The 25,922-nt window shown below is 63.7% G+C and carries 29 protein-coding genes, 2 pseudogenes and 1 riboswitch; of the genes and pseudogenes, 6 read left to right on the top strand and 25 right to left on the bottom strand.

Translation table 11 applies throughout. The features are described from left to right. Positions 1–55: 55 nt before the first annotated feature. Positions 56–397, top strand: coding sequence for a thiosulfate oxidation carrier complex protein SoxZ (locus ACSQ76_RS14855; protein WP_437157189.1), 342 nt, complete (start codon positions 56–58; stop codon positions 395–397). 46 nt (positions 398–443) lie between these two features. Here the strand turns inward: ACSQ76_RS14855 and ACSQ76_RS14850 are convergent, their stop codons facing one another. From ACSQ76_RS14850 to ACSQ76_RS14815, 8 genes are all read right to left on the bottom strand, one after another. Further along, entirely contained in the window at positions 444–1,790 is a 1,347-nt protein-coding gene (locus ACSQ76_RS14850; RefSeq protein ID WP_437157188.1) for a hypothetical protein, read from the bottom strand. A 45-nt stretch (positions 1,791–1,835) separates the two neighbouring features. After that, on the bottom strand, positions 1,836–2,435 hold the full coding sequence (locus tag ACSQ76_RS14845; protein WP_437157187.1) for a PQQ-dependent catabolism-associated CXXCW motif protein: 600 nt from the start codon (positions 2,433–2,435) through the stop codon (positions 1,836–1,838). Beyond that, positions 2,432–3,301 (bottom strand): substrate-binding domain-containing protein, encoded by an 870-nt coding sequence (locus ACSQ76_RS14840; protein WP_437157186.1) that lies wholly within the window; start codon positions 3,299–3,301, stop codon positions 2,432–2,434. The genes ACSQ76_RS14845 and ACSQ76_RS14840 overlap by 4 nt, the downstream gene beginning before the upstream one ends. Further along, positions 3,285–3,812 carry a c-type cytochrome, methanol metabolism-related gene (locus ACSQ76_RS14835; protein WP_306129130.1) on the bottom strand — a complete coding sequence of 176 codons (528 nt, stop codon included), beginning with the start codon at positions 3,810–3,812 and terminating at the stop codon, positions 3,285–3,287. Before ACSQ76_RS14835 ends, ACSQ76_RS14840 begins: the two co-directional genes overlap by 17 nt. Before the next feature lie 107 nt (positions 3,813–3,919). Then, the gene (locus tag ACSQ76_RS14830) at positions 3,920–5,719 is read right to left on the bottom strand and encodes a methanol/ethanol family PQQ-dependent dehydrogenase (RefSeq protein WP_437157185.1); all 1,800 of its coding nucleotides are present in this window, start codon (positions 5,717–5,719) and stop codon (positions 3,920–3,922) included. Between the two features lie 120 nt (positions 5,720–5,839). Further along, positions 5,840–6,232: a c-type cytochrome gene (locus ACSQ76_RS14825; RefSeq protein WP_169189896.1), complete on the bottom strand. Its 393-nt coding sequence runs from the start codon at positions 6,230–6,232 to the stop codon at positions 5,840–5,842. Between the two features lie 37 nt (positions 6,233–6,269). Continuing rightward, entirely contained in the window at positions 6,270–7,103 is an 834-nt protein-coding gene (fghA, locus tag ACSQ76_RS14820; RefSeq protein ID WP_306129128.1) for an S-formylglutathione hydrolase, read from the bottom strand. A gap of 1 nt (position 7,104) precedes the next feature. Then, positions 7,105–8,232 carry an S-(hydroxymethyl)glutathione dehydrogenase/class III alcohol dehydrogenase gene (locus ACSQ76_RS14815; RefSeq protein ID WP_437157184.1) on the bottom strand — a complete coding sequence of 376 codons (1,128 nt, stop codon included), beginning with the start codon at positions 8,230–8,232 and terminating at the stop codon, positions 7,105–7,107. 165 nt (positions 8,233–8,397) lie between these two features. Between ACSQ76_RS14815 and ACSQ76_RS14810 the strand changes: the two genes are divergently transcribed. Then, positions 8,398–9,012, top strand: coding sequence for a hypothetical protein (locus ACSQ76_RS14810; RefSeq protein ID WP_437157183.1), 615 nt, complete (start codon positions 8,398–8,400; stop codon positions 9,010–9,012). Positions 9,013–9,015: 3 nt separating this feature from the next. Here the strand turns inward: ACSQ76_RS14810 and ACSQ76_RS14805 are convergent, their stop codons facing one another. After that, on the bottom strand, positions 9,016–10,047 hold the full coding sequence (locus ACSQ76_RS14805; protein ID WP_437157182.1) for a quinoprotein relay system zinc metallohydrolase 2: 1,032 nt from the start codon (positions 10,045–10,047) through the stop codon (positions 9,016–9,018). 106 nt (positions 10,048–10,153) lie between these two features. On the opposite strand from ACSQ76_RS14805, the gene ACSQ76_RS14800 reads away from it, so the two are divergent. Further along, the gene (locus tag ACSQ76_RS14800; RefSeq protein WP_437157181.1) at positions 10,154–10,963 is read left to right on the top strand and encodes a quinoprotein dehydrogenase-associated SoxYZ-like carrier; all 810 of its coding nucleotides are present in this window, start codon (positions 10,154–10,156) and stop codon (positions 10,961–10,963) included. An 82-nt stretch (positions 10,964–11,045) separates the two neighbouring features. Here the strand turns inward: ACSQ76_RS14800 and ACSQ76_RS14795 are convergent, their stop codons facing one another. Genes ACSQ76_RS14795 through ectA form a run of 4 tightly spaced genes read right to left on the bottom strand, consistent with a single transcriptional unit; the run spans position 11,046 to position 14,760 of the window. Next, on the bottom strand, positions 11,046–12,479 hold the full coding sequence (locus tag ACSQ76_RS14795) for an aspartate kinase (RefSeq protein ID WP_437157180.1): 1,434 nt from the start codon (positions 12,477–12,479) through the stop codon (positions 11,046–11,048). Positions 12,480–12,483: 4 nt separating this feature from the next. Beyond that, complete coding sequence (locus tag ACSQ76_RS14790; protein ID WP_437157179.1) at positions 12,484–12,885, bottom strand: ectoine synthase; 402 nt, start codon at positions 12,883–12,885, stop codon at positions 12,484–12,486. Between the two features lie 5 nt (positions 12,886–12,890). Further along, complete coding sequence (ectB, locus tag ACSQ76_RS14785; protein ID WP_437157178.1) at positions 12,891–14,180, bottom strand: diaminobutyrate--2-oxoglutarate transaminase; 1,290 nt, start codon at positions 14,178–14,180, stop codon at positions 12,891–12,893. 55 nt (positions 14,181–14,235) lie between these two features. After that, positions 14,236–14,760: a diaminobutyrate acetyltransferase gene (ectA, locus tag ACSQ76_RS14780; RefSeq protein ID WP_437157177.1), complete on the bottom strand. Its 525-nt coding sequence runs from the start codon at positions 14,758–14,760 to the stop codon at positions 14,236–14,238. 246 nt (positions 14,761–15,006) lie between these two features. Between ectA and ACSQ76_RS14775 the strand changes: the two genes are divergently transcribed. Continuing rightward, positions 15,007–15,489 carry a MarR family winged helix-turn-helix transcriptional regulator gene (locus ACSQ76_RS14775; protein ID WP_437157176.1) on the top strand — a complete coding sequence of 161 codons (483 nt, stop codon included), beginning with the start codon at positions 15,007–15,009 and terminating at the stop codon, positions 15,487–15,489. 42 nt (positions 15,490–15,531) lie between these two features. On the opposite strand, the gene ACSQ76_RS14770 is transcribed toward ACSQ76_RS14775, so the two are convergent. Together ACSQ76_RS14770 and ACSQ76_RS14765 are read right to left on the bottom strand one after the other, a co-directional pair. Continuing rightward, entirely contained in the window at positions 15,532–15,975 is a 444-nt protein-coding gene (locus ACSQ76_RS14770; RefSeq protein WP_437157175.1) for a response regulator, read from the bottom strand. 2 nt (positions 15,976–15,977) lie between these two features. Beyond that, a complete protein-coding gene (locus ACSQ76_RS14765; RefSeq protein ID WP_437157174.1) occupies positions 15,978–16,796 on the bottom strand; it encodes a sensor histidine kinase in 819 nt (272 codons plus the stop codon). Between the two features lie 18 nt (positions 16,797–16,814). On the opposite strand from ACSQ76_RS14765, the gene ACSQ76_RS14760 reads away from it, so the two are divergent. After that, the gene (locus ACSQ76_RS14760) at positions 16,815–16,979 is read left to right on the top strand and encodes a hypothetical protein (RefSeq protein WP_437158256.1); all 165 of its coding nucleotides are present in this window, start codon (positions 16,815–16,817) and stop codon (positions 16,977–16,979) included. Here ACSQ76_RS14760 and ACSQ76_RS14755 read toward each other — a convergent pair. The 10 genes and pseudogenes from ACSQ76_RS14755 to ACSQ76_RS14710 all read right to left on the bottom strand — a co-directional run. Beyond that, positions 16,979–17,065 (bottom strand): annotated as a pseudogene (locus ACSQ76_RS14755) (hypothetical protein); the annotation flags it as partial. The gene ACSQ76_RS14760 and the pseudogene ACSQ76_RS14755 sit on opposite strands and share 1 nt — an antisense overlap. A gap of 191 nt (positions 17,066–17,256) precedes the next feature. After that, positions 17,257–19,266, bottom strand: a complete 2,010-nt coding sequence (locus tag ACSQ76_RS14750; RefSeq protein WP_437157173.1) for an ATP-binding protein — start codon at positions 19,264–19,266, stop codon at positions 17,257–17,259. Between the two features lie 129 nt (positions 19,267–19,395). Further along, positions 19,396–19,764 (bottom strand): Hpt domain-containing protein, encoded by a 369-nt coding sequence (locus ACSQ76_RS14745; RefSeq protein WP_306129115.1) that lies wholly within the window; start codon positions 19,762–19,764, stop codon positions 19,396–19,398. Then, positions 19,761–20,120, bottom strand: coding sequence for a hypothetical protein (locus ACSQ76_RS14740; protein WP_437157172.1), 360 nt, complete (start codon positions 20,118–20,120; stop codon positions 19,761–19,763). The genes ACSQ76_RS14745 and ACSQ76_RS14740 overlap by 4 nt, the downstream gene beginning before the upstream one ends. 1 nt (position 20,121) lies before the next feature. After that, on the bottom strand, positions 20,122–20,718 hold the full coding sequence (locus ACSQ76_RS14735) for a response regulator (RefSeq protein ID WP_437157171.1): 597 nt from the start codon (positions 20,716–20,718) through the stop codon (positions 20,122–20,124). Between the two features lie 154 nt (positions 20,719–20,872). Next, a pseudogene (locus ACSQ76_RS14730) lies at positions 20,873–21,855 on the bottom strand (HesA/MoeB/ThiF family protein). Beyond that, positions 21,852–22,448, bottom strand: a complete 597-nt coding sequence (locus ACSQ76_RS14725) for a thiamine phosphate synthase (RefSeq protein ID WP_437157170.1) — start codon at positions 22,446–22,448, stop codon at positions 21,852–21,854. Before ACSQ76_RS14725 ends, ACSQ76_RS14730 begins: the two are co-directional and overlap by 4 nt. Beyond that, positions 22,445–23,218 carry a thiazole synthase gene (locus ACSQ76_RS14720; protein ID WP_437157169.1) on the bottom strand — a complete coding sequence of 258 codons (774 nt, stop codon included), beginning with the start codon at positions 23,216–23,218 and terminating at the stop codon, positions 22,445–22,447. Before ACSQ76_RS14720 ends, ACSQ76_RS14725 begins: the two co-directional genes overlap by 4 nt. 3 nt (positions 23,219–23,221) lie before the next feature. Next, positions 23,222–23,419, bottom strand: coding sequence for a sulfur carrier protein ThiS (gene thiS, locus ACSQ76_RS14715; RefSeq protein WP_306129110.1), 198 nt, complete (start codon positions 23,417–23,419; stop codon positions 23,222–23,224). Continuing rightward, positions 23,403–24,398 carry an FAD-dependent oxidoreductase gene (locus ACSQ76_RS14710; protein WP_437157168.1) on the bottom strand — a complete coding sequence of 332 codons (996 nt, stop codon included), beginning with the start codon at positions 24,396–24,398 and terminating at the stop codon, positions 23,403–23,405. The genes thiS and ACSQ76_RS14710 overlap by 17 nt, the downstream gene beginning before the upstream one ends. 96 nt (positions 24,399–24,494) lie before the next feature. After that, positions 24,495–24,595, bottom strand: a riboswitch (TPP riboswitch). Positions 24,596–24,821: 226 nt separating this feature from the next. Here ACSQ76_RS14710 and ACSQ76_RS14705 point away from each other — a divergent pair. Next, complete coding sequence (locus tag ACSQ76_RS14705) at positions 24,822–25,850, top strand: peptidoglycan-binding domain-containing protein (protein WP_437157167.1); 1,029 nt, start codon at positions 24,822–24,824, stop codon at positions 25,848–25,850. Positions 25,851–25,922 lie beyond the last annotated feature (72 nt).

The raw sequence follows: 25,922 nt of genomic DNA, 5'->3' as shown, positions 1-25,922 counted from the left end.
CTGTGCGGCGCCGCCGGGGACCGACCCCAAGCTGGCGCTGGAAACGCTGGGGCGGATGGAAATCGAACTGGCCGGGCGTCTGACCGGACTGGGGCAGAGTGCGGTGGACAAGCTGGCCAATCGGCTGAACCGGATGGACGTGGACATTTCGCACCCGTCGCATTCGGGGATGCAGATGGACCAGATTTCGCTGCTGTTCATCCCGATGCGCTATGTCGAGACGGTCGAGATCGACCTGGATGGCGCCGGATATGTCGAGATGACTGGCTCGATTTCGCTGTCGGAGAACCCGCAGGTGGCGCTGTCGGTGCCGAGCCGGGCGCAGGCGGTCGACGTTAAGATGACAGATACCGATGGCACCGTCGCCCACGCGCACAAGAAACTGACCGGATACTGAAAGGGGCCGACCCCGGACGCGGAAAGCACCCGGGGTCGGCTCTGGATTATTCGCAGGCCGAGGCGAAGCGCGCGGTTTTGTTCTCGACGCTTTCGACGGTCAGCGTACAGCCGTTGTCGAGTTCGACCTCGGAGCCGGACTCGGCGGATTGCAGGTTGAACCCGTTGACAGCAAAACGCACGGTGTCATCGGCGATGGAGCTGACGAAGATGCGGATGTCGCCACCGTTCAGCATCGCGGTGGAGCCGACGCCGAAGGTTTCAGTATCTTCGCCCGACTCAGAGCCGCCGCCGTTATTGCCGGAGCCGCCTTGGCTGAGCTGCGCCTCGAGCGCGGCAACGCGTTCTTCGAGCGCTGCGATCTTGTCGGCGCTGGATTGCGAGCCGTCGGAGCCTTCGCTGCCGCTCTCGGCGGCGGCGGTCTGCTCTTCGGAGCCTTCGGAGTCGCTCGCGGCGGAGGCGGTCTGCTCTTCTGAGCCCTCGCTATCGCTCTCGGCGGAGGCGGTCTGCTCTTCGGAGCGCTCGCTGTCGCTCTCGGCGGATGCGGCCTGCTCTTCGGAACCTTCGCTGTCGCTCTCGGCGGATGCGGCTTGCTCTTCGGAACCTTCGGTGCCGCTCTCGGTGGAGGCGGTCTGCTCTTCTGAGCCTTCGGTGCCGCTTTCGGCGGATGCGGCCTGCTCTTCGGAGCCTTCGGTGCCGCTTTCGGCGGACGCGGTCTGCTCTTCGGAGCCTTCGCTGTCGCTCTCGGCGGATGCGGCCTGCTCTTCTGAGCCTTCGGTGCCGCTCTCGGCGGATGCGGCCTGCTCTTCTGAGCCTTCGGTGCCGCTCTCAGCGGCGGCGGCCTGCTCTTCGGAGCCTTCGCTGTCGCTCTCGGCGGCGGCGGCCTGCTCTTCGGAACCTTCGCTGTCGCTCTCGGCGGATGCGGTCTGCTCTTCGGAACCTTCGCTGTCGCTCTCGGCGGCGGCGGCCTGCTCTTCTGAGCCTTCGGTGCCGCTCTCAGCGGATGCGGTTTGCTCTTCGGAGCCTTCGGTGCCGCTCTCGGCGGATGCGGCCTGCTCTTCGGAACCTTCGCTGTCGCTCTCGGCGGATGCGGTCTGCTCTTCGGAACCTTCGCTGTCGCTCTCGGCGGCGGCGGCTTGCTCTTCGGAGCCTTCACTTTCGCCTTCAGCGGCGGCAGTTTCCTCCCCGGCGCCTTGGCTTTCGCTCTCGGCGGCAGCGTCTTCCTCGGAAGCTTCGCTGTCGCCCTCGGCCGCGGCCGTCTCTTGCTCGGAGCTTTCGGCGTTGGCTTGGGCGGTCTGGTCGCCCAGCGGTTCGGGTCTCGGGCGCAGGGCTGCCACCGCAAGGAGTACGGCCACAGCCGCAATCAGGACCCCGTAAATCAACTTGTCATTCAATGTTTCCACTCCCAGGTCTTAGTGTTTTCGTTGCGTGAGTCGCGTTCAAAGCATATGGGTCGACCCGGCCAAACGGCAAATTAACTGCGCTTCGGCGCCTGTCAGGGTAGGGAACGGCTCTGTTTCCTCTAGCGGAAAGTCCTGAAACGCCCACCCGTCCGTACCATCGGGGAACCAGTAGACCTGCGAATGGTTCCATTCGATCGCGCGTTTCGCGGCGTTCCAGCTCATCCAGCATTCGGCCAGGCAAAAGAAGGCGACCGGGCGGTCGGGATCGCCGCCAGTGGCGTGATCGAGCCCGGCGCGGAAATAATCGGCGGTGACGTCGGCCAAGGCACCATAGCCCACGTTGGGCAGCCAGACCGCGCCGGGTATGCTGGTCCGGGGCTTGTCGCGCCAGATGGTGCCTTCGGGCAGGTTTTCGGGTTTCGGAGGGCGGGGGAGGACGTCGATGAAGGCGGCTTCGCCAGACTGCCAGAGGGCGTGGGCGTCTTCCGTGTCGATGACGGTGCCGCCCTTGAGCGTCGCGGGCACCGGGGCGCGGTAGTGGTCCATGCGGTAGTCGGAGGGCTCGGTCACGTCCCCGGCGGTGGCTGCGGTGGCAGCCCCGGCCGCGAGGGCAAGGGCCACCAGCAGGCGGTTCACTGGCCGGTTTCCAGCATCTCGTTGCCCATGTCGCTGACCAGCGGCACGCCGGCTTCGACCAGGAGTGCGTTGATCTCGTCCTGATGGCGGCGGATCAGAGAGTTGAGCTCGCGCTGCCAGACCTTTTCACCTTGGCGCACACCCATGGTGATGCGGAAGAAGAGGCGTGGGGGCAGTTCCTCGTTGATGAGGGGGATGACCTTCATGCCGGGATAGTCGGCCTTGACCAGGGGGCCGCCGAGCGGGCCCCAGAGGATGGCGGCGTCGATGTCGCCGGCCTTGAGGTCGTCGAGCATGTTGGTCGCCGGGTTCTCGTGCCGGCGGTCGACGACGAGGTTGTAGGGCTTGGCCTTGCCGATCAGCCCGTGCCGCGCGAGATGCGCCGAAGGCGGCGTGCCGGCGATGATGCCGATGCGGGTGCCTTGCAGGGCGTCGTCGGTGAGCGACTCGACCGAGGCGAGGGTGCTGTCCTGCGGCACGATCAGCGTATAGACCGAGCTGAAATAGTGGTTGGTGTTCAGCACCAGCTCGTGCCCCTGGGCATAGCCCATCACCACGTCGCAGCGCTTGATCTTGAGCGTGTTGCGGATGAAGCCAGTCGCCTGGGGGTACCAGGTGTATTGTACCGGCAATTCCAGCTTGGACGCGATGAGTTCCGCCAGCTTGTTCTCGTAGCCCGTGCCCTCTTTGTTGGACATGGGGTAGTTGGCCGGGTCGGCGCAGACGCGGAACGCGTTCTGCGAGACGAGATCCGAGGTTTGCGCTGTTGCCGGCCCCGAAATCAGCATCGCCGAAAGGTAAAGCGCCGCCGATCCGGTGATGCGGGCGGCGGCGCGATTTGCGAGGTATTTAGCCCATGCAGGCATCTTCATCCTCTTGGATCGCGTCGGATTTGGCCTCTTTCGAGCCGGGGCGTCCGCGCGGGATCGCGTCCATGCCGCGGGCCTTGAGATAGACGTAGATATCGTCGAGATAGCACATCACGTTCGGGTTGTCGCCGAAGTGGGGCATGACGGAGTTGCCATTGCCACGGCCGTTCACGACGACATCGTAGAAGTCGTAATAGCCCATGTGGACGGCGGAATTCTTGACTTTGGGGGCGTAGGACGAGCCTTCGCCATCGGGGCCGTGGCACACGTGGCACTCGGCGTGATAGCGGCGGAAGCCCGAGAAGGTCAGCCAGTCGACGGTTCCGTCTTCGGCCACGTTGTAGGTCGGTACGTCTTCCTCGTTGAAGTAGCGTCCGTTTTCCTCGTAGGCGACGGCCTCGTCGTGGTTCGCAGGATCGACCGGCTGATCGCTCCAGTTCTGGGCCGAGGCTGTGATCGGCAGTGCGACCAGGGCCGAGGCGAGTGTCAAGCGGATACCGGTGCTCATGATGCGGTCATACCTTTCCTGTTTCCTGTACTGATAATCAATCGTTTCTTCTGGGCACGGGGCCGGCCCTCCGCGTTGGAGGACCGGCCCCGGCTGTTGCACAAAGCTTAGTCCGGCAGGGTGAATACGGTCAGCTGGCCACCCAGTGCGGTGTAGTCGCTGAGGGCAGCATAGCCACCCACGGCACCCAGACCGTCATTGGGGTTGGTCAGACCGGCCGCGAGACCGATACCGGCCCAGCCACCGACACCCGACAGCACAGCGATATGTTGCTTGCCGTCGCGCTCGTAGGTCATCACGTTGCCGATGATGCCCGAGGGGGTCCGGAACTTGTAGAGCTCTTCACCCGTCTCGGTGTCGACGGCCTTCAGATAGCCTTCGAGCGTACCGTAGAACGTGATGCCGCCCGCGGTGGTCAGAGAACCGGACCAGACCGAGAACTGCTCGGGGTTGGACCACTTGATCTCGCCGTTGATGTTATCCCAGGCGATGAAGTTGCCCATGCCGCCATGGCTGTCCGGGGCAGGGTACATCGACAGGGTCGCGCCCACATAGGGCTGACCTGCGGTGTAGCTGACGCGGAACGGTTCGTAGTCCATGCAGACGTGGTTGGTGGGAACGAGGAACAGGCCCAGATTCGGGTCGTAAGACGCCGGCTGCTGGTCCTTGGTGCCAAGCGCCGCCGGGCAGATGCCCGTCGAGTTGACGTCCTCGCCGTTCTGTTCGGTGGAGTATTGCGCCACCACTTCCGGACGACCGTAGGTGTCGGACTCGGGGTCCATGTCGACGCCAGAGGTCCAGTTAACGACCGGGTCGTATTTTTCGGCCACCAGAAGCTCACCAGAGACACGGTCCATCGTGTAGGCCAGACCGTTGCGGTCGAAGTGGGTCAGAAGCTTGCGCTCCTCGCCGTCAATTTCCTGCTCCGTCAGGATCATTTCGTTGACGCCGTCGTAATCCCACTCGTCATGCGGGGTCATCTGGTAGAACCACTTGGCCTCGCCAGTGTCGATGTCGCGGGCCATGATGGTCATGGACCAGCGGTTGTCGCCCGGACGCTGCGAGGGGTTCCATGTCGACGGGTTGCCGGTGCCGTAGTACATCAGGTTCTCGTCGAGATCCGCCGAGTACCAGCCCCAGGTGGTGCCGCCGCCGATTTGCCACTGGTCGCCTTCCCAGGTGTTGGTGCCGGAGTTTTCGCCGACAGGCTCACCCAGGTGAGTGGTGTTCTCGGGGTCCACGAGGATGTCCTCGTCCGGGCCCATTGAATAGGCGCGCCAGGCCTGGCTGCCGTCCGAGATGTTGTAGGCGGTCACGTGACCGCGCACGCCGAACTCGCCGCCCGAGATGCCGACGATGACCTTGTCCTTGACCGGAAGAACGGTCGCGGTGTTGGTTTCGCCGATGGACGGATCGCCGTTCACGACTTCCCATTCGACCGAGCCGTCTTCGGCATTGAGTGCGACGACCTTGGTGTCGGCCTGGTGCAGGAAGATCTTGCCGTCGGCATAGGCCACACCGCGGTTCACGGTGTCACAGCACATCACCGGAATGACGTCCGGGTCCTGCTTGGGCTCGTACTTCCACTTGATCTTGCCTTCGTCGGCCAGATCGAGCGCATAGACGATGTTCGGGAAGGGCGTGTGGACATACATCGTGTCGCCCACGACGAGCGGCGAGCCTTCGTGACCGCGCAGAACGCCGGTCGAGAAGGTCCATGCGACCTGCAGGTCACCGACGTTTTCCTTGTTGATCGAGTCCAGCTTGGAATAGCGCTGGTTCTTGTAGTCGCCCGTCTGGATCGCCCATTGGGTCGGGTCGTCCATCTGCTGGACAAGGTCGTCATTGGCGACGGCCATGCCCGCGCAGAGCGCGAGTCCCGAGGTTAAGAGCATAAGCTTCTTCATTGTAGTCCTCCCATTTAAGCAGCGGTCTTCCGCCGCATTGGAATGGTCGATTTATCGACCGTTAAAGCGGGGGTCCCAAGCTCTCTCCTTCAAGGAGCCCCCGCGTTCTGAGGTGCCGCGTTATTCGCCAGTGGAGGCGAGGTACGCGATCACGTTCATTCTTTCCTCTTCCTTGCGCAGACCGGCGAAGGCCATCTTGGTGCCCTTGGCGTAGTCGCGCGGTTTCTCAAGGAAGGCCGCCAGTTCTTCGGGCGTCCAGGTCTTGCCCTCGGCGCCCATCTCGGCGAGCACGTCGGAATAGTCGAAATCCTCATTCGCCGCGATGGGCGCGCCGACGATGTCGTTCAGAACGGGGCCGACCTTGTTCTTGGCGTCTTCGCCGACGGCGTGGCAGGCCATGCATTTGCGGAACACCTTTTCGCCGGCTTCGGCGTCGCCTTCGACGTCTTGCGCAAAGCCAAGCGCAGGAGTTGCGGTCAGGATGGCGGCGGCGAGGATGGTACGAATGGTCAAGTTGATGTCTCCCTAGTCAACAGTGTCAGTACACACATCATTGCAGAAGGCGTTCGGCGTGCCACAAGACGTGGTCGGCGGCGAAAGTCTGCACGAAAAAGTACGAGTGGTCATAGCCCGGCTGGATGCGGATCTGGCCGGGCTGGCGGCGTTTGGCCATGGTGTCGGCCAGCGCCTCGGGTTTGAGCAGGTCGAGGAATTGATCGCTCGATCCCTGGTCGATCAGAACGTCTCCTTTCCAGCCGTGTTCCTCCAATAGTAGGGTGGAATCATGCTGCGCCCAGGTGCTTTCGTCGTCGCCCAGATAGGCGCTGAGCTGCTTGCGGCCCCAATCCGAGCGGGTCGGGTTGGCGATGGGGGCGAAGGCGGAAAGTGACTCGAACTTGTCGGGGTTGCGCATGGCGATGGTCATGGCACCGTGCCCGCCCATGGAGTGGCCGGTGATGCCGTGACGGTCCTGCACCGGCTGGGTCTCCGCGATGATCGAATAGAGCTCGTTCACGATGTAGTCGTACATGCGGTAATGCTGCCGCCACGGGTCGCAGGTGGCGTTTACGTAGAAGCCGGCCCCCTGGCCGAGGTCATACGCCTCGTCATCCGCCACGTTCTCGCCACGGGGCGAGGTGTCGGGGAACACCAGAGCGATGCCTTCGCGCGCCGCGTGCTCCTGGAACCCGCCCTTGGTCATGGCGTTCTCGTGGTTGCAGGTCAGGCCCGAAAGGTACCAAAGCACCGGAACCGGGCCATCCTTGGCCTGGGGAGGCTGGTAGACAGCGTAGGTCATCTCGCACGCACAGGTGTTGGAACTGTGCTTGTAGACGATCTGTTCGCCGCCGAAGCTCCTGTTTTGTGAGACGACCTCGTGGGACAAATCAGAACTCCACCACGGCGCGGATCGATTTGCCTTCGTGCATCAGTTCGAACCCGTGGTTGATCTCTTCCAGCTTGAGCTTATGCGTGATCATGGGGTCGATCTCGATCTTGCCGTCCATGTACCAGTCGACGAATTTCGGCACATCGGTCCGGCCCTTGGCGCCGCCGAAGGCGGTGCCTTTCCAGACCCGGCCGGTGACCAGCTGGAAGGGGCGGGTGGAAATCTCGGCGCCCGCGGGGGCCACGCCGATGATGACCGAGCAGCCCCAGCCGCGGTGCGAACACTCCAGCGCGTCGCGCATCACCTTGACGTTGCCGGTGGCGTCAAAGGAATAGTCCACGCCGCCGATCTGGTCGTTGCCCCGTTTGGTCATGTTCACGATCTCCTGGACCGTGTTGTCGACCTTGGTGGGGTTCACGAAATGGGTCATGCCGAACTTGCGGGCCATCTCGGCCTTGTCGTCATTGAGATCGACACCGATGATCATGTCGCAGCCCGCCATGCGCAGGCCCTGGATCACGTTGAGGCCGATGCCGCCCAGGCCGAAGACTGCGGCGGTCGAGCCGATTTCGACGCCGGCGGTGTTGATCACCGCGCCGATGCCGGTGGTGACGCCGCAGCCGATATAGCAGATCTTGTCGAAGGGCGCGTCCTCGCGCACCTTGGCCAGCGCGATTTCCGGCATAACCGTGTGGTTGGCGAAGGTCGAGCAGCCCATGTAGTGGTGGATCGGGGTACCATCGAGCATCTTGAACCGCGTGGTGCCGTCTGGCATCAGGCCCTGGCCCTGGGTGTTGCGGATTGCCGTGCAGAGATTGGTCTTGCCCGAGAGGCACGACGCGCATTCGCGGCATTCGGGCGTGTAGAGCGGGATCACGTGGTCGCCGGGCTTGAGCGTGGTGACGCCTTCGCCGACTTCCAGCACCACGCCGGCGCCTTCATGGCCCAGGATGGCCGGGAAGATGCCTTCGGGGTCGTCGCCCGAGCGGGTGAATTCGTCGGTGTGACACAGGCCTGTCGCCTTGATTTCCACCAGAACCTCGCCGGCCTTGGGGCCTTCGAGTTCGACTTCCATGATTTCCAGTGGTTTGCCGGCCTCGAGGGCCACGGCAGCTTTCGTGCGCATGATAGTGTATTTCCTCCCGTTCGCGCCGCAGACATGGCGCGTGATTCCAGATTGATGGTAGGGGGCGGCGGCGGCGCGACACAATTAGTACCTTGGTTGGTATTCCAATGTGGACACTTGCCGGGGATGGATGGGCGTGTTCCCATGGGACCAAGGGAGGACCATATGAGGACGCTGATTATTACGGCATTCGCCGGGTTTCTGAGCATCCCCGCCCCGCTGATGGCGGAGGATTTCTCGGATCCGACATGGCCTTGCGTGCAGCGCAAGGTCGAAACCTTGTCGCTGGGGCTGATGTGGCCAATCGCGCTGCCCGAGAACGAGGTCGAGGATGCCGCGCTGGCGGCGGATATCGGGGACCTGGCAGGCACGCTGGCGGTGCGGCGGCTGGAGATGGACGCGCTGCGGCAGGCGGCGGAGGATTTCGTCGGTCGCTGGCCCGAGGACAAGGAGGTCAACCTTGGCCGGGCCTTTGCGCAGACGTTCAAGACGCTCAACACGCGGCGGTCGCAGATCATCAACGGGATCGCGGATTTCTCGCTGGGGCAGATCGCGCTGGCCGAAAAGATCGACGAGATGCGGCTGGAGATGGACACGGCACTGGAAGCCGAGGAGCCGGATTACGACCGGATCGATGAATTGGAAGAGAGGCTGGACTGGGACCAGGTGATCTATTCCGACCGGCAGCAGTCGATCACCTACCTGTGCGAGACCCCGCAACTGATCGAGAAGCGTCTGTTTGCCATTGCGCAGATGTTGCAAGGCGTGGCGAAGGACTAGGCGTTATTCCCATTCCAGTTCGGTGAAGGCGACGGTGGCGTTGCGCGGGTTGTAGGCATCGAAAAGCTTCCACTTGTCGGCCTCGCTGTCTGCGATTGTGGTGACGGCCTCGCCCAGGCGGGTGCCGTTGGAAATTGCGGCGCGGGTGTCGTCGCGCAGGGTTTCGAGATAACGGCGCTGATCCTTTGCGCCTTCGGGCCAGTCCAGCACCGGGCCGCCGTGGCCGGGGACGATGCGGGCGATATCCCACTCCTGCAGTTGATCCAGAACGTCGAGCCAGCCCAGCACGCTGCCGTCGAGCGCGGGGGTGTGGATGTGAAATACGAGGTCGCCGGTGAAGAGCGTGCCGGTCGTCTCGTCAAGCACGGTCAGATCGTTGCCGGTATGGGCGGTGGGCCAGGCGTGCAGGGTGAGGACGCGTCCGCCGAGGTCGATCTGCATGGGCGCGTCCGGCGACACGGTGATGTCGACCTCGGGCATGGTCGAGCCGGCGAAGGCGGGGCCGATGAGGCGCGTGAGGCTTTCCGCGTAATTGGCCTGCCGGTCTGCCAGTGCGCGGGGCAGGGCGGCATGGGACACGACCTGTGCCCCGGTGGTGCTGAACGCATCCGTGCCCGACACGTGGTCGGGGTGCATGTGGGTCAGGATCACCTGGCTGACGGGCTTGTCGGTATTCTGACGGATGGCGCGCCAGAGCGCCTCGCCGATCCAGCGGGCCGAGCCGGTGTCGATCACCGCGACGCTGTCGTCGCCCACGATGAAGCCGAGATTGGCGACGTCGCCATGGTTTAGCGTATCGGGCTCCGCTATCTGTCCCAGATGGGCGTAAACACCGGGGGCGACCTCGGTCATTTCGAGCGCGCGGCCGACGGGCTCGCAGCGCGGCGACTCGTAGCTTTTCGCCAGAGCGGGCAGTTGCGCCTCGCATTGGGCCGGCGTGGATGCCTCATAGCCCGCCAGCAGCATGTCGCGGCAGGCGGATTCGGCCCCTTGGGCGGCAAGCGATAGACAGGCGGTGACGACGACTTCGAACATGGGCGGATCATGGCACACGCGATTGTGAGGTCCATGCCCCATTTCGTATAAGTGGATTCTGACGCCGTTTCGTGGCATAAACGGTCGCATTACGGGAGGAGACCGTATGAGACATGCGATTGCATCCGTTGTGGCGCTGGGCCTGATGGCCACGGCCGGTTGGACCGAGGAGGCGGTCAATAACCCCTTGACCGAAAGCCCGACCTGGCAGGACCTGCGCTATGACGTGCTGGGCGAGGCCACGCTGGAGGAGGCGGAGGGCCCGCTTGGCGTCGAGGCGCCGTACCGGGCGCATGACGCGGCGACCGTGCCGGTGCACCTGAAACAAACCGATCCGGACGCGCAGATCACGTCGGCCACGGTGGTGATTGACGAGAACCCTGCGCCCTTGGCGGGCGAATTCACGTTCGGGCCCGGAATGGGCCAGATCGATTTCGAAATGCGCGTCCGCGTGAACCAATATTCCAACGTGCGGGTGATCACCGAAACCGAGGACGGTCTTTACATGACCGGACGGTTCGTGAAGGCATCAGGTGGCTGTTCGGCCCCGGCCTCGAAAGACCCCGAGCAGGCGCTGGCGGGCATGGGCCGGATGAAGCTGCGCAGCTTTGGCGAGACGGCGGCGGTGTCCACGCCCCGGCGCGAGGCGCAGATCATGATCCGGCATCCGAATTATTCGGGGCTTCAGCGCGATCAAATCACGCAGCTGTTCATCCCGGCGCATTTCATCGACACGATCGAGGTGCGGCAGGGCGACGAGATGCTGTTCTCGATGACAGGGGGGATTTCGATTTCGGAAAACCCGTCATTCCGGTTTTTCTATAATGACAACGGCTCGACCGACCTGACGGTGAAGGCGACGGATACCGAGGGCAACGTGTTTGAAAGCACCTTGCCGAAATCGCTGGACGGCTGAGCGGCCACGCAGTCCGGAATTAAAAAGCGCGCACCCGCAGAACGGCGCGCGCTTTTTCATGTCAGCTAGGGCGAGGGTGCTGTCAGGCAGCGATCGTGATCTCCGGCTTTTTTGCCGGGTTAGACGCCTTGCCGAAAAACATGTCGTGCAGCGCCTTGATCGCCGGATCGCGGTCCTCTCGTTCGAGGATGAACTGCGTGTCGACGTGGCGCGGGCCCTGGGTGGCGCCGAGCGAGGCCATGCCGTTGTCGGCCAAGGCCTGCAGCCCGCGTTGCAGCGTGCTGAGCCCGTCAAGATCGCGGCCGATGACGGAGACCAGCGCAAGCTTGCGGTTGCGGATCTCTGACTGCGGGTACTTCTCCGCCAGGTCGTCGGCCACCTTGCGCATGGCCTTGACCGATGCGTCCACGTAATGCGTGATCGTGTTGGCGTTCGACGCTTTCGACACGATGCGCACGTCGTGGCGCGTCAACGCGTCGAGGATCGCCGCGTCATACCCTTTGACGCCGACCATGTCCTGTTCGAACACTTCCAGCGCGATAATGTCGAGGCCGGTTACCATCTCGACCGCCGGTGTGTCGGCGGGCTGGTCGTCGATGATCGTGCCGGGCTCGTCCGGCTCGAACGCGTTGGTCACGCGCAGGGGCACGCCGGCCTGGCGCAGAGTCTTTGCGGCGGAGGGATGGATCGCCTCCATCCCGAGGTTCGCCATCTGGTCGGCCACGTCATAGTTGGTATGACCCAGGGTGCGCACGTTTTCCGCGCCAACCAGCTTGGGGTCGGCGGAAGAGAGGTGGAACTCCTTGTGGATGATCGCCTCGCGCGCGCCGGTGAGGGCGGCCATCTGGGAAAACGTGACCTCCGAATAGCCGCGGTCGAACTCCTTCATCAGGCCCTCGCGGCACTGCGCATAGCCGGTGACGATGGGCATCTCGGTGGCCGCGTCGACGCTGGACATGGCGTTGTTGATGCGCTCGTCGAGCGTGACTTCGCCGTCTTCGCGCCACCCGGTCAGATCCACGGCGCGGGCGTTGACACCGGCTCGCTTCAGGAGCAGCGCGGCCACATGGGCGCTGTGCGCCTCGCCAAGGCCCGACAGCAGCTCGCGGATATGCATTAGGTGCGCGTTCAGGCGGAAATGGCCGTAGGAGCACAGGCGCTGCAGGTCGATCAGGCAGTTGCGCGCGCCCTCGATCCGCTCGTTCACGAATGCTGTGGCGTCGGAAATGTCGCCGGGGTGCTCGAGGACATCCTCGTGCGCCTTGATCATGGCGCGGCACGCCTTGGTCAGGGCATCGTGCCAGCCGTGATCGTCCTCGGCGTCGGCAAAGGCGGCATAGGCGCCGTCCTCGCCCGTCTTCTTGTGTTCCAGCAACATGTCGGTGATGCCGCCGAAGGCCGAAACCACGAAGATCCGGCCATATTGCGGCTCGCCCTTCTTGATGAACAGCGTGTCGCGCAGTTCGTGCAGGCGGGACATGGACGTCCCGCCGATTTTTTCCACTGTGTGGGTCATTGTCTTACGCCTCGACGATTTCGGGCGCCGCGTAAGAGCCATCTTCCTGATGGACCTCGTTGCCGGTGACCGGCGGGTTGAAGCAGCAGGCCATCACCAGCTCTTCGGTGGCGCGCAGGATGTGGCGGTCGTGCTTGTTCAGCGCGTACATGACGCCGGGCTTGATCTCGTGCGTCTCGCCGGTGGCGATGTCGGTGATCGAGCCGGTGCCCTGAACGCAATAGACGCTCTCGAAGTGGTTCTTGTACTCGAACGTGTGTTCGGAACCTGCCTCGAGAAATGTGATGTGGAACGAAAAGCCCATGTTGTCGTCGGCCAGCAGCATCCGGACGCTGGTCCAGTTGGCGTCGGACACGACACGGTCGGGTTCGTTCTGGGTAATCTCGTTGAAATCTCTGACAATCATTTCGGTTACTCCGCAGCGATATTGTGGCCTTCGACGCAGGTCGAGGCGGCTTTTTCGAGGATGTCGAGACCCTTCTCGAACAGCTCGACCGGAATGGTGAGCGGTGCGAGGACCTTGACCACCTCGTCGAAGCTGCCGGAGGTCTCGATGATGAGACCGTTGCGGAACGCTTCGCCGCAGATCTGCTCGGCCAGTTCGCCCGAGCCGACATCGACGCCGCGCATCATGCCGCGGCCCTTGAGCCTGGCGCCCGGCACCATGTCGGCGATGCGTTGCAGGCGCGTCTCGAGGATCTTGGCCTTTTCGGCGATCTCGTTCTTGAACGTGTCGTCCGACCAGAATTTTTCGAGCGCCACGCGCGCCGTGACAAAAGCGTGCGTGTTGCCACGGAAGGTCCCGTTGTGCTCGGCCGGTTTCCAGATGTCGAGGTCGCGGCGGATCAAGAGCGCGGCGAAGGGCAGGCCGAAGCCGGACAGTGATTTCGCCAGCGGAATCATGTCGGGTTGCACGTCCATCTCGTCGAAGCTGAAGAAGCTGCCCGTGCGGCCGATGCCGGCCTGAATGTCGTCCACGATCAGCAGGCTTCCGTGCTTCTTGGCCAGGCGGCCCAGGCGTTCGACCCACTCCTTGGATGCGGCGTTGAGGCCACCTTCGCCCTGAACCAGTTCCACCAGGAACGCGGCGGGTGCGACGACACCCGATGAAGGATTGTCGAGCATCATCTCCAGCTGGGCTATCGTGTCGACATCATCGCCGAACGCGCCTTCGTAGGGCATCCGGTTCACGTCGGGAAGCGACACGCCCCCGGCGCCGCCGCGCTTGCCGGCGTTGCCGGTCGCGGCCAGGGCGCCCATGGTCATGCCGTGAAAGCCGTTGGTGAAGGCAACGATGTCCCGGCGGCCTGTGACCTTGCGCGCGAGCTTCAGCGCGGACTCGACGGCGTTGGTGCCGGTCGGGCCGGTCATCATCATCTTGTGGTCCATGCCGCGCGGCTCGAGGATCAGTTTTTCGAAGGTCTCAAGGAACTGCGCCTTGGTGTCGGACATCATGTCGAGCCCGTGGGCGATGCCGTCATTCGAAATGTGCTCGAGCAGAGCCGCCTTCATGTCGGGATCGTTGTGGCCGTAGTTCAGCGAGGAACAGCCGGCCAGAAAGTCGATATAGGTGCGACCGTCCACATCGGTCATCTCGGCGCCGGATGCGGAGGTGAAGACCGTGTCGAACCCGCGGCAGTAGCTGCGGGCCTCGGATTCACGGCGCTCGAAAACAGGTTTATGGGAGGTATTCGTAGACATACGACCTCTCTTTCAGGTTCAGAATTTGAGGGGAAAATGGGGGGCGGCCCCGGGGTCAGGCCGCCTTGGCCAGCTCTTCAGCCAGCTTGATGGTTACGAGGTTCTCCGTCTTGCTTTGACCGTTGAAGTGCTCGTCCTTTTCATAATACGCCTCAGCCGACAGGTCGGTTCCGAACTCGTCGGCAAATTTCCGGAAGAGCGCCCAGGATGCCTTGTTGTCCGAAGTAATCGTCGTCTGGATCTTGTTCACGTCCTGACAGGCATCGCGTTGCAGCGCCTCTTTGAGCATCAGCGAGCCGAGGCCCATGCCGCGGGCGTCCTCGGACACAGCCACCTGCCAGATGAACAGCGTTTCAGGGTCGCTGGGAATGACGTGGCCCGAAACCCAACCGACCGGCTTGCCGTCGATTTCGGCCAATACGCAGGTTTCTGCGAAATGGTCGCACTGGATCAGGTTGCAGTACATCGAGTTTTCGTCGAGCGGCTTGCAGGCACGCACCAACTCCCAGATTTCGGAGCCGTCGGTCGCCTCCGGCTCTCGAAGGGTGGGGATCGTTTCTTTTGCAAGGTCGCGGGGCATAGATTTTTTCTCCAATTTGCTTTGGCAAACAAAGTAGCACTGGCAGGGGAGAGCTTCAAGAGGCTAAGCAAATTTTTTGTTAGGCTAACTAATTTAAGCCTAAACCCCTTGAAAAAATGATGAAAAAACTTCGCCACGTGTGGCGTGGGGGAAGGGGCCTGCTTGGTCTAGCTAAGGACTAAGGGCTTCACAAGTGGGAATTCAGGGTATATGTTTAGCTATCCAAACGAAACGCCAAAGGTAGGAATGGACCGCATCGATACTTCATTAGTCGCATTGAGACGCATTCTCCGCGCGACCGAACTGTTCGGCCGTGAGGTCAAGCAATCCGCCGGGGTGACCCCGGCCCAGTTCCGGGTCTTGCAGATCATAGGTGAGACCGGGCAGGCTACGGCGACCGCGATATCATCGCGGATGCGTGTGACGCAAGCGACCGTCACCTCGCTGGTGGACAAGCTGGTGGGCGAAGGCATGGTGCTGCGCGAGAAGTCGACGCAGGACCGGCGCCAGACCAATATCCACCTGACTGCGAAAGGGCGCGAGACGCTCGCCAAGGCGCCGGACCCGCTGCAACAGCGGTTCGTGCGCAAGTTCTCGGTCATGGAAGACTGGGAACAGGCGATGCTGGTGTCGAGCCTGGAGCGCGTGGCGGCGATGCTGGACGCGGACGAGTTCGACGTCGCGCCGGTGCTGGATTCGGGCGATTTCAAGCACTTGGGCGACGGCTGACTCGCCGGATTGCGGTGTCGCCGAACCCGCGCGGCAGACCAATTAGGTCCGGTTGGCGGTTTCCCAAATCTGCTCGATCTGCGTTGCCAACATCATCGGATCAACCGGCTTGGTGATGACGGAAAGGGCGCCCTTGTCGCGTAGCTGCTTGGAAAAGGAATCCTCGGCTTTCGCGGTCAGAAAAACGGTGGGAATATCGTCCAGGCCAGGCTGGGCCGTGACCGCGCGCCAGACGTCTTCGCCCGACATGTCGGGCATCATCACATCCAGCAACAGCATCTGAGGACTCACCGCGGCGGCGCTCGAGACGGCCGCCTGTCCGCTGGAAAACTGGTGCACCTCGAAGGACCCGACGGTTTCCAGAGCCATCTTGATGATTACGCGGATGTCGTCGTCGTCATCCACATGCAGAATCGTTTTCAGTGGCTGTGACGTCACGCCTGTCTCCTTCTTAAATCGGCTAGGAAAGCTCAAGATCTCGGTCATGCCTAGCCCGCCGCTGCGTCCGCAGTGTCGTGCGGATCGGTCCAGAGTACAAGGTGCGACGGTATACGGAACTGAAAAGTGCTGCCCTGGCCAACGACAGATTGGAAATCGACCGGATAATCGAGGCGTTCGGCGATCGCGGCCACGATGGCAAGGCCAAGCCCGGTGCCCGGACGTTTGCTGCCGTCGCCGGCGCGGGCCTGCGAGAACGGTTTGAAAAGCATTCGGTTCTGATCTTCGGAAATGCCGGGGCCATGGTCGGTTACGGAAATGACGATGCCGTCTTCGGTCTGGGTGATGCCTATTCGCACCGGGGCGCCCTTGGGCGAATACTTGATCGCGTTCGAGGTGAAGTTGGTTATGACCTGCGAGATGCGCTCGGGGTTGCCGAGCACCATGGCGTTGCGCAGATCGGAACCGACGTCGAGCCGCACGTCGTTTTCCAAAGCCGCGCCGGCGATCATCTCGACAGTATCGTTCACGCAGCTCACGACGTCCATTTCCGCGATGGAAAAGTCCATCTTGTTGCTGTTGATCTTTTCGAGGTCGAGGATGTCGTTGACGATCGAGAGCAGGCGGTCGGTGTTGCGCGCGGCGATGTCGACCACGTTTTGCGTCTTGGGGTCCAGCTCTGCCACAGCGCCGGCCTTGAGCAGTCGAAGCGCGCCGTGGATCGAGGTGAGCGGCGTGCGCAATTCATGGCTGACGGTCGAGACGGTCTGCACCTTTTCGAACTGAGAGCATTTACGGTCGGAAATGTCGCGCAGGATTGAGACGAAGAAGTCGCCTTCGTCGGCGGTGCGCACCATCCGTGTGGACACTTCGATGGGCCCGGTGAAATGTACCAGTTCCAGGGTGATGACGCTTTGCTCACCACTGAGGAGGGGGCGGCCGCGCGGAAAAAGGATTTGGTGTTGAATGTCGCGGCGGTATCGCTGATGCGTTTCTTGCGGGTTTCCTCGCGGGTCCAGCCGTGGCGGGCGCGGGCGGCTTCGTTCATGTAGCGGATGCGAAGCGTGTCGCTGGCATAGACGTAGACACCGTCCTGCAGGCTTTCGAGGATCGTTTCGAGAAACGACAGGTTGGTCATTGCGGCCTCGTCGGGACGCGGCGCACCAATGTTGTCGCCTTTCTGAGGGTGTGCAATTGGTTGCATTGATGCCCTTTCATACCGTGCAAGAGAGCCAGCCCAGGAAACCGTAGATCGCGGGGGTGGTGTTCATTGGGCTGGATAATGGAAAACTTTAGGCAATTTCGTTAACTCCGAACGGGCCAGGCGCGTCACGCGGCCAGCTCGAGGTATCGGGCGTGGAGGGGAAGAGTGATGGTAAAGCAGCTGCCGCGGCCCTGTTCGCTTTCGACCGAAATCGTGCCGCCATGCAGTTCAACGAGTTGGCGTGCAATCGCCAGCCCCAGACCGGTGCCCGAATTGCGCCGCGTGACCGAGGTGTCGACCTGTACGAACTGCTTGAAGATAAGGTCCAGCTGATCGGCGGGAATGCCGCAGCCGGTGTCGCGCACGATGATCCGCACATTGGTTTCGTCATGGTCAGAAGACAGGTGGACGCCGCCGGTCTCGGTGAACTTGACGGCGTTGCCGACGATATTGATCAGCAACTGGCGCAGACGCTTGGCATCGGCGTTGACCGAAAGGGGAACGACATCCGAAGTCAGGGTGATCCCCTTTTCGGCTGCCCTGATTCCAAGGTCGGAGGTCACCGCGCTGACCATGTCTCCGAGATCGACTGGCGCGATGCAAAGTTCGACGGTGTCGGCCTCGAGCTTGGCCCGATCGAGGACGTCGTTGATCAGCCCCAGAAGGTGATCGCTGGCGGTGGTGATCCGGCCGGACATGTTGGCGACGTCGCTGCGAAGCGCGGCGAGCGCCCGCGTGCATTCGGCCCGGTCGGCACCGGTGCGTACGGCATTATCCAGCGCCTTGAAGCCGGGCAGAATATCGACGTTTTCCAGGAACCGTGCATAACCGATGACCGAAGTCAGCGGTGTGCGGAGTTCGTGGCTGATGATGTTGAGGAAATTGTTCTTGGCCCGGTTCGCGGCCTCGGCGCGTTCGCGGGCCTGCTTGAGTTCGGTGATGTCGACGCGGAATCCCACGGTGTTGCCATCGGGCGAGCGGGTTTCGGCCACCTTGAGCCAGCGGCCGTCGCCCAAGTTTTGCTCGATCGGTTCGGTCGGGTTGAAATGCATGGCAAGCCGTTCCTCCAGCCATGCGTCCTCGCGGCCGATGGCATCCTTGTACTGGCCTTTTTCCAGACCTTCCTTGAGGATGTTCTCGAAAGTGTTGCCGGGGAAGATCGCATCGCGCGAGAGCTCGTAGTAGGACAGGTATTTTTCATTGGCGAACACCAGACGGTCGAGCGGGTCGAACAAGGCGAACCCGTCCTCAATGGAGTCGATGGCCGAGCGCAGCTGGTTTTCGGCGGCACGCTTGGAGCGGTACATCATCCAGAGCGCCAGGAACATTGCGCCCAGAAGACCGATTGCAAGAAAGCTGAGCGCCCAAACGAGGTTTCCGATCCGGACCTTGTCAGGCCAGCCCGATGCCGGCACAAATCCGATCTGCCAGGTGCCGCCGTCGGTGGGAACCTGGCGCAAGACCGGCTGGCCGCCGAACGTTTCGTCTGACCCGTAAAGCATCTGGACGGGGGTCTGGTCAGGGCCCAGGCTTCGGATAGCGATGTCGTAGGACATCGTGCCGTGGCTTCGGGCAATCTCGTCCAGCAGGCGATCTCGGTCGACAACGACCGAAACTATTCCGGTGGCGATCCGGGACATATCATTGGTGGTCCGCGCGTAATACGGGGCTCGCTGGATGAACGCCTGCCCACCCTGAACGAGGTTTACAGGACCCTGCAGGGATGTCTCGCCGGACCGCAAAGCTCTGTCGACACCGATAAATTGCCGCGGAACAAGGCGATAATCCAGACCGACCGCCTTTTCGTTGCCTGCGACGGGAAAAACCTGTTCCAGAATGTATCCGCGCGATCGCCCGACCAAAAGGATCGAGGGCGTCGTTGCGATAAGCGGCTCGACCAGTTGGCTGAACTCCTGCTGCGTGGTATCGGGAGTCTGTTCAAGCGCATGGCGGATTGCGCGGGCGATGACGTCGACCTTGGTCAGTTCGCGCTGCAAGGCGCTTGCGATGGCATCTGCGTCCCCGTGCGCTTCCTCCTGGACGGCTTGCCGGGCCATGTTCAGCAGGTTCGCATTGATCTTGGTGGCCAAAAGGGAGGTCAGCGCGAGAACAAGCACGATCGTGAGACTTGCCACGATCGCGGTCACGCGACGTTTGCAGAAACTTCTGAGTTTTTCCAGTCTTCCAGCCACTCAAAGTGCCCTTTCTTCGGTGGTTGTGCGCGCCTGCAGGAACTTGGGGTATCCTGTGGCTGTGCTGCTCAATCAGTCGTCGGTCAGGTGATCTTCGAGCAGGTCAAGAAAGTCCTCGACCCGGCGGTTCAGTTCCTTTTGTTCGTCCGGTGACAAGGGCCGGCCTTCGATCCTGCCCACATGCTCTTCCAGGGCGCGGGCCTGCGCCGAGACGGCGTTGAGACCCAGACTGCCGGCGACGCCGCATATGCGGTGTGCTTCGAATTTCAGGCTTTCGAGCGCCGCCCGCGTGTCGGAGGCGACATCCAGGCGGGCGGACTCGATCCGGCAGATACGCGCATCGAGGCCGGCGCAGAAATCTCGGCGCATCCCCTCGAGGGCATCTTCGATTGTGGACCGCGCTACGTGGCTGCCCGGGGTGGAACGGGCCGGCGCGGTCATGCGATTGCCCGCAACTGGCCCGCCTCACCGGCCCGTTCGGGCGCGCGGGCGGCGCGGCGAGCGCGCGCGATGAGGGAAGTCGGGCACTGCGTGCGGAAGAGACCGGTGCGGACGGGCGCGCCGATATCGATTTGCGGCAGCGTCATGTCGATGGCCGAAAAGCGCAGGCGCAGGGCTTCGATCTCGTGCGCGAGATTATCCTCGATCAGGGCCGTGTCGACATGCGGCCGGTCGATCAGAAGCGCCACGATATCTCCGTTGCCGGGACAGGTCAGCATGTGCGGATAGGCCGACAAAGCCCGCGATATGGCCTGCGCCATGTCGCCGATGAGCACGGCATAATAGGTCGGGTCCATCTTATGGAAATACCGCTCGGCCTGCGGCAGGCTGGAAGCCGATCGCGGAGGATTGGCGCAGACGGATGTTGCCCTGCTTGAGAAGGAAGTTCTCCATCGACATCAAGCTGACGGCGCCGGGGACATCTTCGAGGATGATCTCGCCGCCGAAATCGGCGGAGGGGAACAGGATCGCCTCCTGTTTCAGCACATGTTCGTGCAGCAGGCGGGCCTGCGCACGTTCGGCCAGGATGTTGCGGGCCATCTCGAGACGGATCTTGAGTTCGACCATCTCCAGCGGCTTGGTGATGTAGTCGTTCGCACCTGCCATGAAGGCGGCGTCGATCGACGCCTTGTCGGTCAGGGCCGAGAGCATCACGATGGGCGTTGCCTGATGATGCGGAAGAGCGCGCAGGCGGCGGACCAGTTCGATGCCGTCCATCGGCATCATGCGAATGTCGACGATGAAGCATTCGACCGGTCTGGTCCGGGAAGCTGCGATATCGAGGGCGTCCTGACCGGTGAAGGCGGTATCGACGTTCGTATAGCCGAGCTGGTCTAGCCGCGTCTTCAGCAGATCGCAGAAGATCGGCTCGTCATCTATCGCAAGAATACGCATTGTCACTCATTCCCAGTCGTTCCCAGTCGTTGTCTGCTCGCGTTCCGATTGTTCCTAACCAATTCGGGCAAAAGTTTGGCACACTCACGGAGAAAGATGATTTTTCTTAAACTTTTCGCGTTTAAGTGGCGTATAGGACTCACCTGTCCGCGGTTCACATCCCGGGCGTGTCGCCCGCCGCGACGAGCGCGATTTCGCCGGTCCAGCTCTGGCGCAGATGGGTCGCCGCCTGCCACGCGCGCAGGCCGGAGCGACAGGCAAAGACGGCGCGGGCCCCGTCGGGCGGCATGAGGCCGGGTCCCTTTCTGAATGCGTCGAGACCGATGCGCCGCGCGTGGGACGAGACCGGTACGGGCGCCTCGTCCGCAGCGCGCAGTTCGACCACGAGATCGCCGGCGGTGATCTGGCTGGCGGCGATGAAACGCAGATCCGCGGCGGGCTCAGGCGCCGCGTCGAAGCGAAAGCTGCTGCTGCGATAGGTCTGCATGTCGATCGTCAGGACCTGGCCCAGCGGCGAGGGGGACTGGCCGGTCAGGCAGGCCAGGGCCATCTGCGCCTGCGCCGCGCCGATCATGCCGACGACCGGCCCCATCACGCCCGCCGTGGCGCAGCTGGCGGCGCGGTCGGGCAAATCGGGGAAGACGGCGCGTAGCGAGGGCGCGGTGCCGCAGAACCCGCCCGTGTAGCCCACCACGCCCAGCACCGAGGCGCTTATCAGCGGCACACCCGCGGCCAGGCAGGCGTCGGACAGGATGTAGCTGACGGCGAAACTGTCGGCGCAGTCCAGGACCAGCGTGGCGTGCGCCACGAGCTTTGGAGCATTGGCCGGGTCGAGGGGGTGACGACACTTTCGATGGTGCAGTCAGCGTTGAGGGCGCGCAGGGTTTCGGCGGCGGCCTTGACCTTGGGGCGATCGATGTCGGCTTCGCGAAAGAGCGTCTGGCGATGCAGGTTCGACAGCGACACGAAATCCCCATCCACGAGTGTCAGCCGTCCGATGCCTGCGCCGACAAGGTATTGCAGCGCCGGCGCTGCAAGCCCGCCCGCGCCGACAACCAGCACATGCGCGGTACGGATCGCGGCCTGTCCGGGCTCGCCCATTCCGGGCAGGCAGGTCTGGCGAGCGTAGCGGTTCATCGGGTTGCCTTCAGCCATTCGCGGACACGGGTCTCGGGGCTGTCGTTGAGGGTGATGTCGGTGACGGCGGCGACCACGTCGGCGCCTGCCGCGAAGGCGCCGGCCGCGCGATCCACCGACATGCCGCCGATGGCGATGAGCGGCAGGTCTCCGATCAGGCCGCGCCATTGCGTCAGCCGGTCGAGCCCCTGTTCATGCCATTTCATCTTTTTCAGGATGGTCGGATAGATCGGGCCCAGGGCGATGTAGTCGGGCGTCAGCGCCAGGGCGCGTTTGAGTTCCGCCTTGTCGTGGGTGCTGATGCCGAGGCGCAGGCCGGCCTTGCGGATCGCCGATATGTCGGCGGTATCAAGATCTTCCTGCCCGAGGTGAATGTAGGCGCAGCCGGTCTGGATGGCCTCTTGCCAGTGATCGTTGACGATCAGGGTGCAGTCGTGCGCATCGCAGACCGCCTTGGAGCGCAGGATGTGATCGCGCATTGCGTCGGGGGCAGCGTCCTTCACGCGCAGCTGCACCAGCTTGATTCCCAGCGGGACCAGCCGTTCGATCCAGTCGGCGCCGTCGAATATGGGATAGAAACGGTCGAGCGTCATTCTAGAAAGGCCTTGCCGATCACGGGAGTCGAGGGAGCGGCCATGTCGCGCGGCTCCATCGGGTCGGCGGATCGGGCGAGTTTGCCGGCCTTGAGGGCCAGGGCGAAGGCTTCGGCCATCGCCGCCGGGTCGCCCGCCTTGGCGACAGCGGTGTTGAGCAGGATCGCGTCATAGCCCAGTTCCATCGCCGCCGCGGCCTGCGAAGGCAGGCCAAGCCCTGCGTCGATCACCAGCGGCACGTCGGGGAAATGCGCCCGTAGCGCGCGCAGGCCGAAGATGTTGTTGAGGCCCAGCCCCGAGCCGATGGGCGAGCCCCAGGGCATCAGCACCTCGCAGCCCGCGTGCAGCAGGCGGTCGGCGACGACGAGATCCTCGGTGGTGTAGGGAAAGACCTGAAAGCCGTCCTCGGTCAGGATGCGCGCGGCCTCGACCAGGCCGAAGACGTCGGGTTGCAGGGTGTCTTCCTCGCCGATGACCTCGAGCTTGATCCAGGGCGTCTCGAACACTTCGCGGGCCATGTGCGCGGTGGTCACGGCCTCCTTCACGCTGTGACACCCGGCGGTATTGGGCAGGATATGCACGCCCAACTCGCGGATCAGGTTCCAGAAGTCCTGTCCGGCGCGGTCCTGCCCGCTTTCGCGGCGCAGCGATACGGTGGCCACGCTGGCGCCGCTGCGCCGGAACGCCTCGGCCAGGATGGCCGGCGAGGGGTATTGCGCGGTACCCAACATGAAACCGTTGGCGAGCGGGGTGCCGTAGAAGTCGCGCATCGCTCAGCCGCCCTGCATCGGGGCCAGAACCTCGATGCTGTCGCCGTCGGCAAGGGCATGGGCGGGGCGCAGGGTCGCGGGCACGAAGGTGCCGTTGACGGCCGTGGCCACCTTGGCGTCGCCGTAGCCCTGTGCCGTCAGAAGCTCGGCAAGTGTGGCGACCTCGGCGTCAACTTGCGTGCCGTTAAGCTGCAATCTCATCGGAAACCTCCGGTGTCTTGTCGTGAAGGATCAGGTCCGTGACCATCCGCGCCAGCGCGGGGGCGAGCAGGAAGCCATGCCGATAAAGCCCGTTGGCGCGGATCAGGGTGCCGTCGCGGCGGATGCGCGGCAGGTTGTCGGGAAAGGCCGGGCGGTTGTCGACGCCGATCTCGACCACTTCTGCCTCGCCGAAGGCCGGGTTGAGCGCGTAGGCGGTGCTGAGCAGTTCCAGCATGGCGCGGGCAGTGACGTGGCGACCGGCGCGGCCCTCGACCATCGTGGCGCCCAGCATGAACATCCCGTCGCCGCGCGGCACGATGTAGATCGGCACGCGGGGGTGCAGCACGCGGATGGGGCGCGAGAGCGCCACGTCGGGGCACGACAGGATCAGCATCTCGCCCTTTACACCGCGCAGGTCCGGCAGCGTGTCGCGGGCGGCAAAGCCGCGGCAGTCGACGGTCAGGCCGTGCGTGGCGCAGGCGTCGGGATCGGCCTCGTCCTGCCGGAAAGTGGCGCCATCGGCGACAAGGCTTTCGTGCAGGCGGGTCAGCGCGGCGCGGGGGGCAAGATGCGCTTCGGTCTCGAAATAGAGCCCGCGGGTGAAGCGGGTACCGAGGTCGGGTTCCAGCGCGGCGATCTCTGGCCCCGTGACGGAGCGGTGGCCTGTCGTCAGCCGGGCAAACCGGGCGAGGTCGGCCTTGTCGCGGCCGGGCGAGACCACCAGCGAGCCGTGCTGTTGCACGCTTCCTGTCTGCGCCTGCCACCAGTCGGCGGCTTCGGCGCCGAGGCGGATGACGGGTTCTTCGGCGCTTTCACCTTCGCAATAAGGGGCCAGCATGCCACCCGCCCACCAGGAACAGGCGTGGGGGCCCGGCGCGGCGTGGCGGTCGATCAGGGTCACCGCCGCGCCGCGATCCAGCAGGGTGCGGGCCACGCAGAGGCCGGCGACACCGGCGCCTATGACGGTCACGGGTGTCATGCCGGGGCGTCCGATGCGCGTGCGGTCACGGGTAATATCACTGGCGCGTCTCCAGGTCTGGGGGCGTGCCAACGCGAGAATGAGTCTGTGCTATGGTCGCACACTCTACCCGTTCCCTACGCCGGTATTGCCCGGATCAGGTTCGACGGGTCGGCGCATGCACCTCTCAGCCCTTGCGGGCCCCCCGACGGATGAATTTTGCAGCGCCGGGCCGGGATGGCACGTGGCGCGTCGTGTTTGCCACATACATAATTCGGCTGCACGCCTGCTGCAACGTCTGATGCAAAGGCCAACTGCATTCGGTGGGTTGCAGGCCGGTGGTCGCGTGGCGGCTGGTGGCATTGCGCCGCCGCCGGGCCGGCCGATTTCCGCCCCCAGCCTTGACGTTCGGTCCGTTGGGGGCGTTATTCTGCAAGAGGTTTCATGGAGGGTGATGTCGTGACAGGTGCACGCGGTTTTTACAGTCTTCGACCCGGGACCATCGCCCGGGTCTGCGCAGTTCTGCTGCTTGGTGCGGGTGGTGCAGCGGGCCAGACGCAAGGGACCGATCCGCTGCCCGAGCCTTTGCCGGAGCCGCCCGCAACGACCGCCACGCCGCTGGACGACGCAGGCGCCGCGCAAGGTGACGCCGGCATCGAGGCGGACCGCACCGACCCGGACGCGACGGGGGCCGCGGACAGCGAGGACCGCGAAACCGCAGCGCCATCGGCTGACGCAGACGTGCTGCCCGCGCCGATGGTCACGCGGTCCGAACCTGCGCCTCCGCTTCGGGACCAGATCGCGGCCTGTTACCCGGGCGATGCGGAGGCGTCGGGCGGCGAGAGCGTCACCATCAGCTTCGTTCTGGACAGTGCGGGCCTGCTTTTGGGCATTCCCAACCATGTCGGCGATGAAGCGCAGTCGGCGGTGCAACGGCGGCTGTTTCTCGATGCCGTGGTGGCGCTGGAAGAGTGCGCGCCCTATTCCGTCAGCGGGTCCAAGACGACCTATGAGGCGCTGTTCACGCCCGGAACCGTTTCCGCGGTCAACATCGTCGACTCGGCACCGTTGGTGACGGAGCCGGAGGTGATGGGAACCGCGCGCGCCAACCCGTCGGCGATTGCGACCGAGGAGATCGAAGACGCGCTGGATCTGTCGCGCGGTGAGCGCCGGGAGGTCCAGAACCGCCTGCGCCTGGTGGCGCATGATCCGGGCGGTGCGGACGGTGTCTTTGGGCCGAATACCCGCACGGCGATTTCGTCGTGGCAGACGGAACGCGGGTTTCCGGCCAGCGGGTATCTCGACGATGTACAATTGTCCGCCCTGCGCGAGCAGAGCGAAACCGAGTACCAGGCGTTTTTGGAAACCCAGCCCGAGCCGAGGAGCGAGCCCGAGCGGAATGCCGAGCGCGTGCGGGTCTGCAAGCGCGGTGTGTTCGGGGTGCTTTACGATTGCCGCTTTGTCTGGCGCTAGGAGCTAGCGGTCGCGGCATCCGACGCCCGGGAAGCGGGACCAAAGCCGTGCGGCGCGCAAGCGCGCTGGAAA

It is taken from the genome of Roseovarius sp. B08, assembly GCF_051417955.1.
In the GTDB taxonomy this organism is placed as follows: Bacteria; Pseudomonadota; Alphaproteobacteria; order Rhodobacterales; family Rhodobacteraceae; genus Roseovarius.
This window is presented reverse-complemented; position numbering and strand designations above follow the sequence as displayed.

Coding starts and splice junctions, on each gene's coding strand:
- ACSQ76_RS14835 (WP_306129130.1), bottom strand. CDS start 3,812: ATGAGCACCGGTATCCGCTTGACACTCGCCTCGGCCCTGGTCGCACTG.
- ACSQ76_RS14760 (WP_437158256.1), top strand. CDS start 16,815: ATGTACCAGTTCCAGGGTGATGACGCTTTGCTCACCACTGAGGAGGGG.
- ACSQ76_RS14805 (WP_437157182.1), bottom strand. CDS start 10,047: ATGTTCGAAGTCGTCGTCACCGCCTGTCTATCGCTTGCCGCCCAAGGG.
- ACSQ76_RS14705 (WP_437157167.1), top strand. CDS start 24,822: ATGGAGGGTGATGTCGTGACAGGTGCACGCGGTTTTTACAGTCTTCGA.
- ACSQ76_RS14740 (WP_437157172.1), bottom strand. CDS start 20,120: ATGGACCCGACCTATTATGCCGTGCTCATCGGCGACATGGCGCAGGCC.
- ACSQ76_RS14855 (WP_437157189.1), top strand. CDS start 56: ATGGAAATCGAACTGGCCGGGCGTCTGACCGGACTGGGGCAGAGTGCG.
- ACSQ76_RS14720 (WP_437157169.1), bottom strand. CDS start 23,218: ATGCGCGACTTCTACGGCACCCCGCTCGCCAACGGTTTCATGTTGGGT.
- ACSQ76_RS14725 (WP_437157170.1), bottom strand. CDS start 22,448: ATGACGCTCGACCGTTTCTATCCCATATTCGACGGCGCCGACTGGATC.
- ACSQ76_RS14775 (WP_437157176.1), top strand. CDS start 15,007: ATGGACCGCATCGATACTTCATTAGTCGCATTGAGACGCATTCTCCGC.
- ACSQ76_RS14795 (WP_437157180.1), bottom strand. CDS start 12,479: ATGACCCACACAGTGGAAAAAATCGGCGGGACGTCCATGTCCCGCCTG.
- ACSQ76_RS14745 (WP_306129115.1), bottom strand. CDS start 19,764: ATGACCGCGCCGGCCCGTTCCACCCCGGGCAGCCACGTAGCGCGGTCC.
- ACSQ76_RS14735 (WP_437157171.1), bottom strand. CDS start 20,718: ATGCGTATTCTTGCGATAGATGACGAGCCGATCTTCTGCGATCTGCTG.
- ACSQ76_RS14840 (WP_437157186.1), bottom strand. CDS start 3,301: ATGCCTGCATGGGCTAAATACCTCGCAAATCGCGCCGCCGCCCGCATC.
- ectA (WP_437157177.1), bottom strand. CDS start 14,760: ATGCCCCGCGACCTTGCAAAAGAAACGATCCCCACCCTTCGAGAGCCG.
- ACSQ76_RS14815 (WP_437157184.1), bottom strand. CDS start 8,232: ATGCGCACGAAAGCTGCCGTGGCCCTCGAGGCCGGCAAACCACTGGAA.
- ACSQ76_RS14800 (WP_437157181.1), top strand. CDS start 10,154: ATGAGACATGCGATTGCATCCGTTGTGGCGCTGGGCCTGATGGCCACG.
- thiS (WP_306129110.1), bottom strand. CDS start 23,419: ATGAGATTGCAGCTTAACGGCACGCAAGTTGACGCCGAGGTCGCCACA.
- ACSQ76_RS14790 (WP_437157179.1), bottom strand. CDS start 12,885: ATGATTGTCAGAGATTTCAACGAGATTACCCAGAACGAACCCGACCGT.
- ACSQ76_RS14830 (WP_437157185.1), bottom strand. CDS start 5,719: ATGAAGAAGCTTATGCTCTTAACCTCGGGACTCGCGCTCTGCGCGGGC.
- ACSQ76_RS14810 (WP_437157183.1), top strand. CDS start 8,398: ATGAGGACGCTGATTATTACGGCATTCGCCGGGTTTCTGAGCATCCCC.
- ACSQ76_RS14710 (WP_437157168.1), bottom strand. CDS start 24,398: ATGACACCCGTGACCGTCATAGGCGCCGGTGTCGCCGGCCTCTGCGTG.
- ACSQ76_RS14770 (WP_437157175.1), bottom strand. CDS start 15,975: ATGACCGAGATCTTGAGCTTTCCTAGCCGATTTAAGAAGGAGACAGGC.
- ectB (WP_437157178.1), bottom strand. CDS start 14,180: ATGTCTACGAATACCTCCCATAAACCTGTTTTCGAGCGCCGTGAATCC.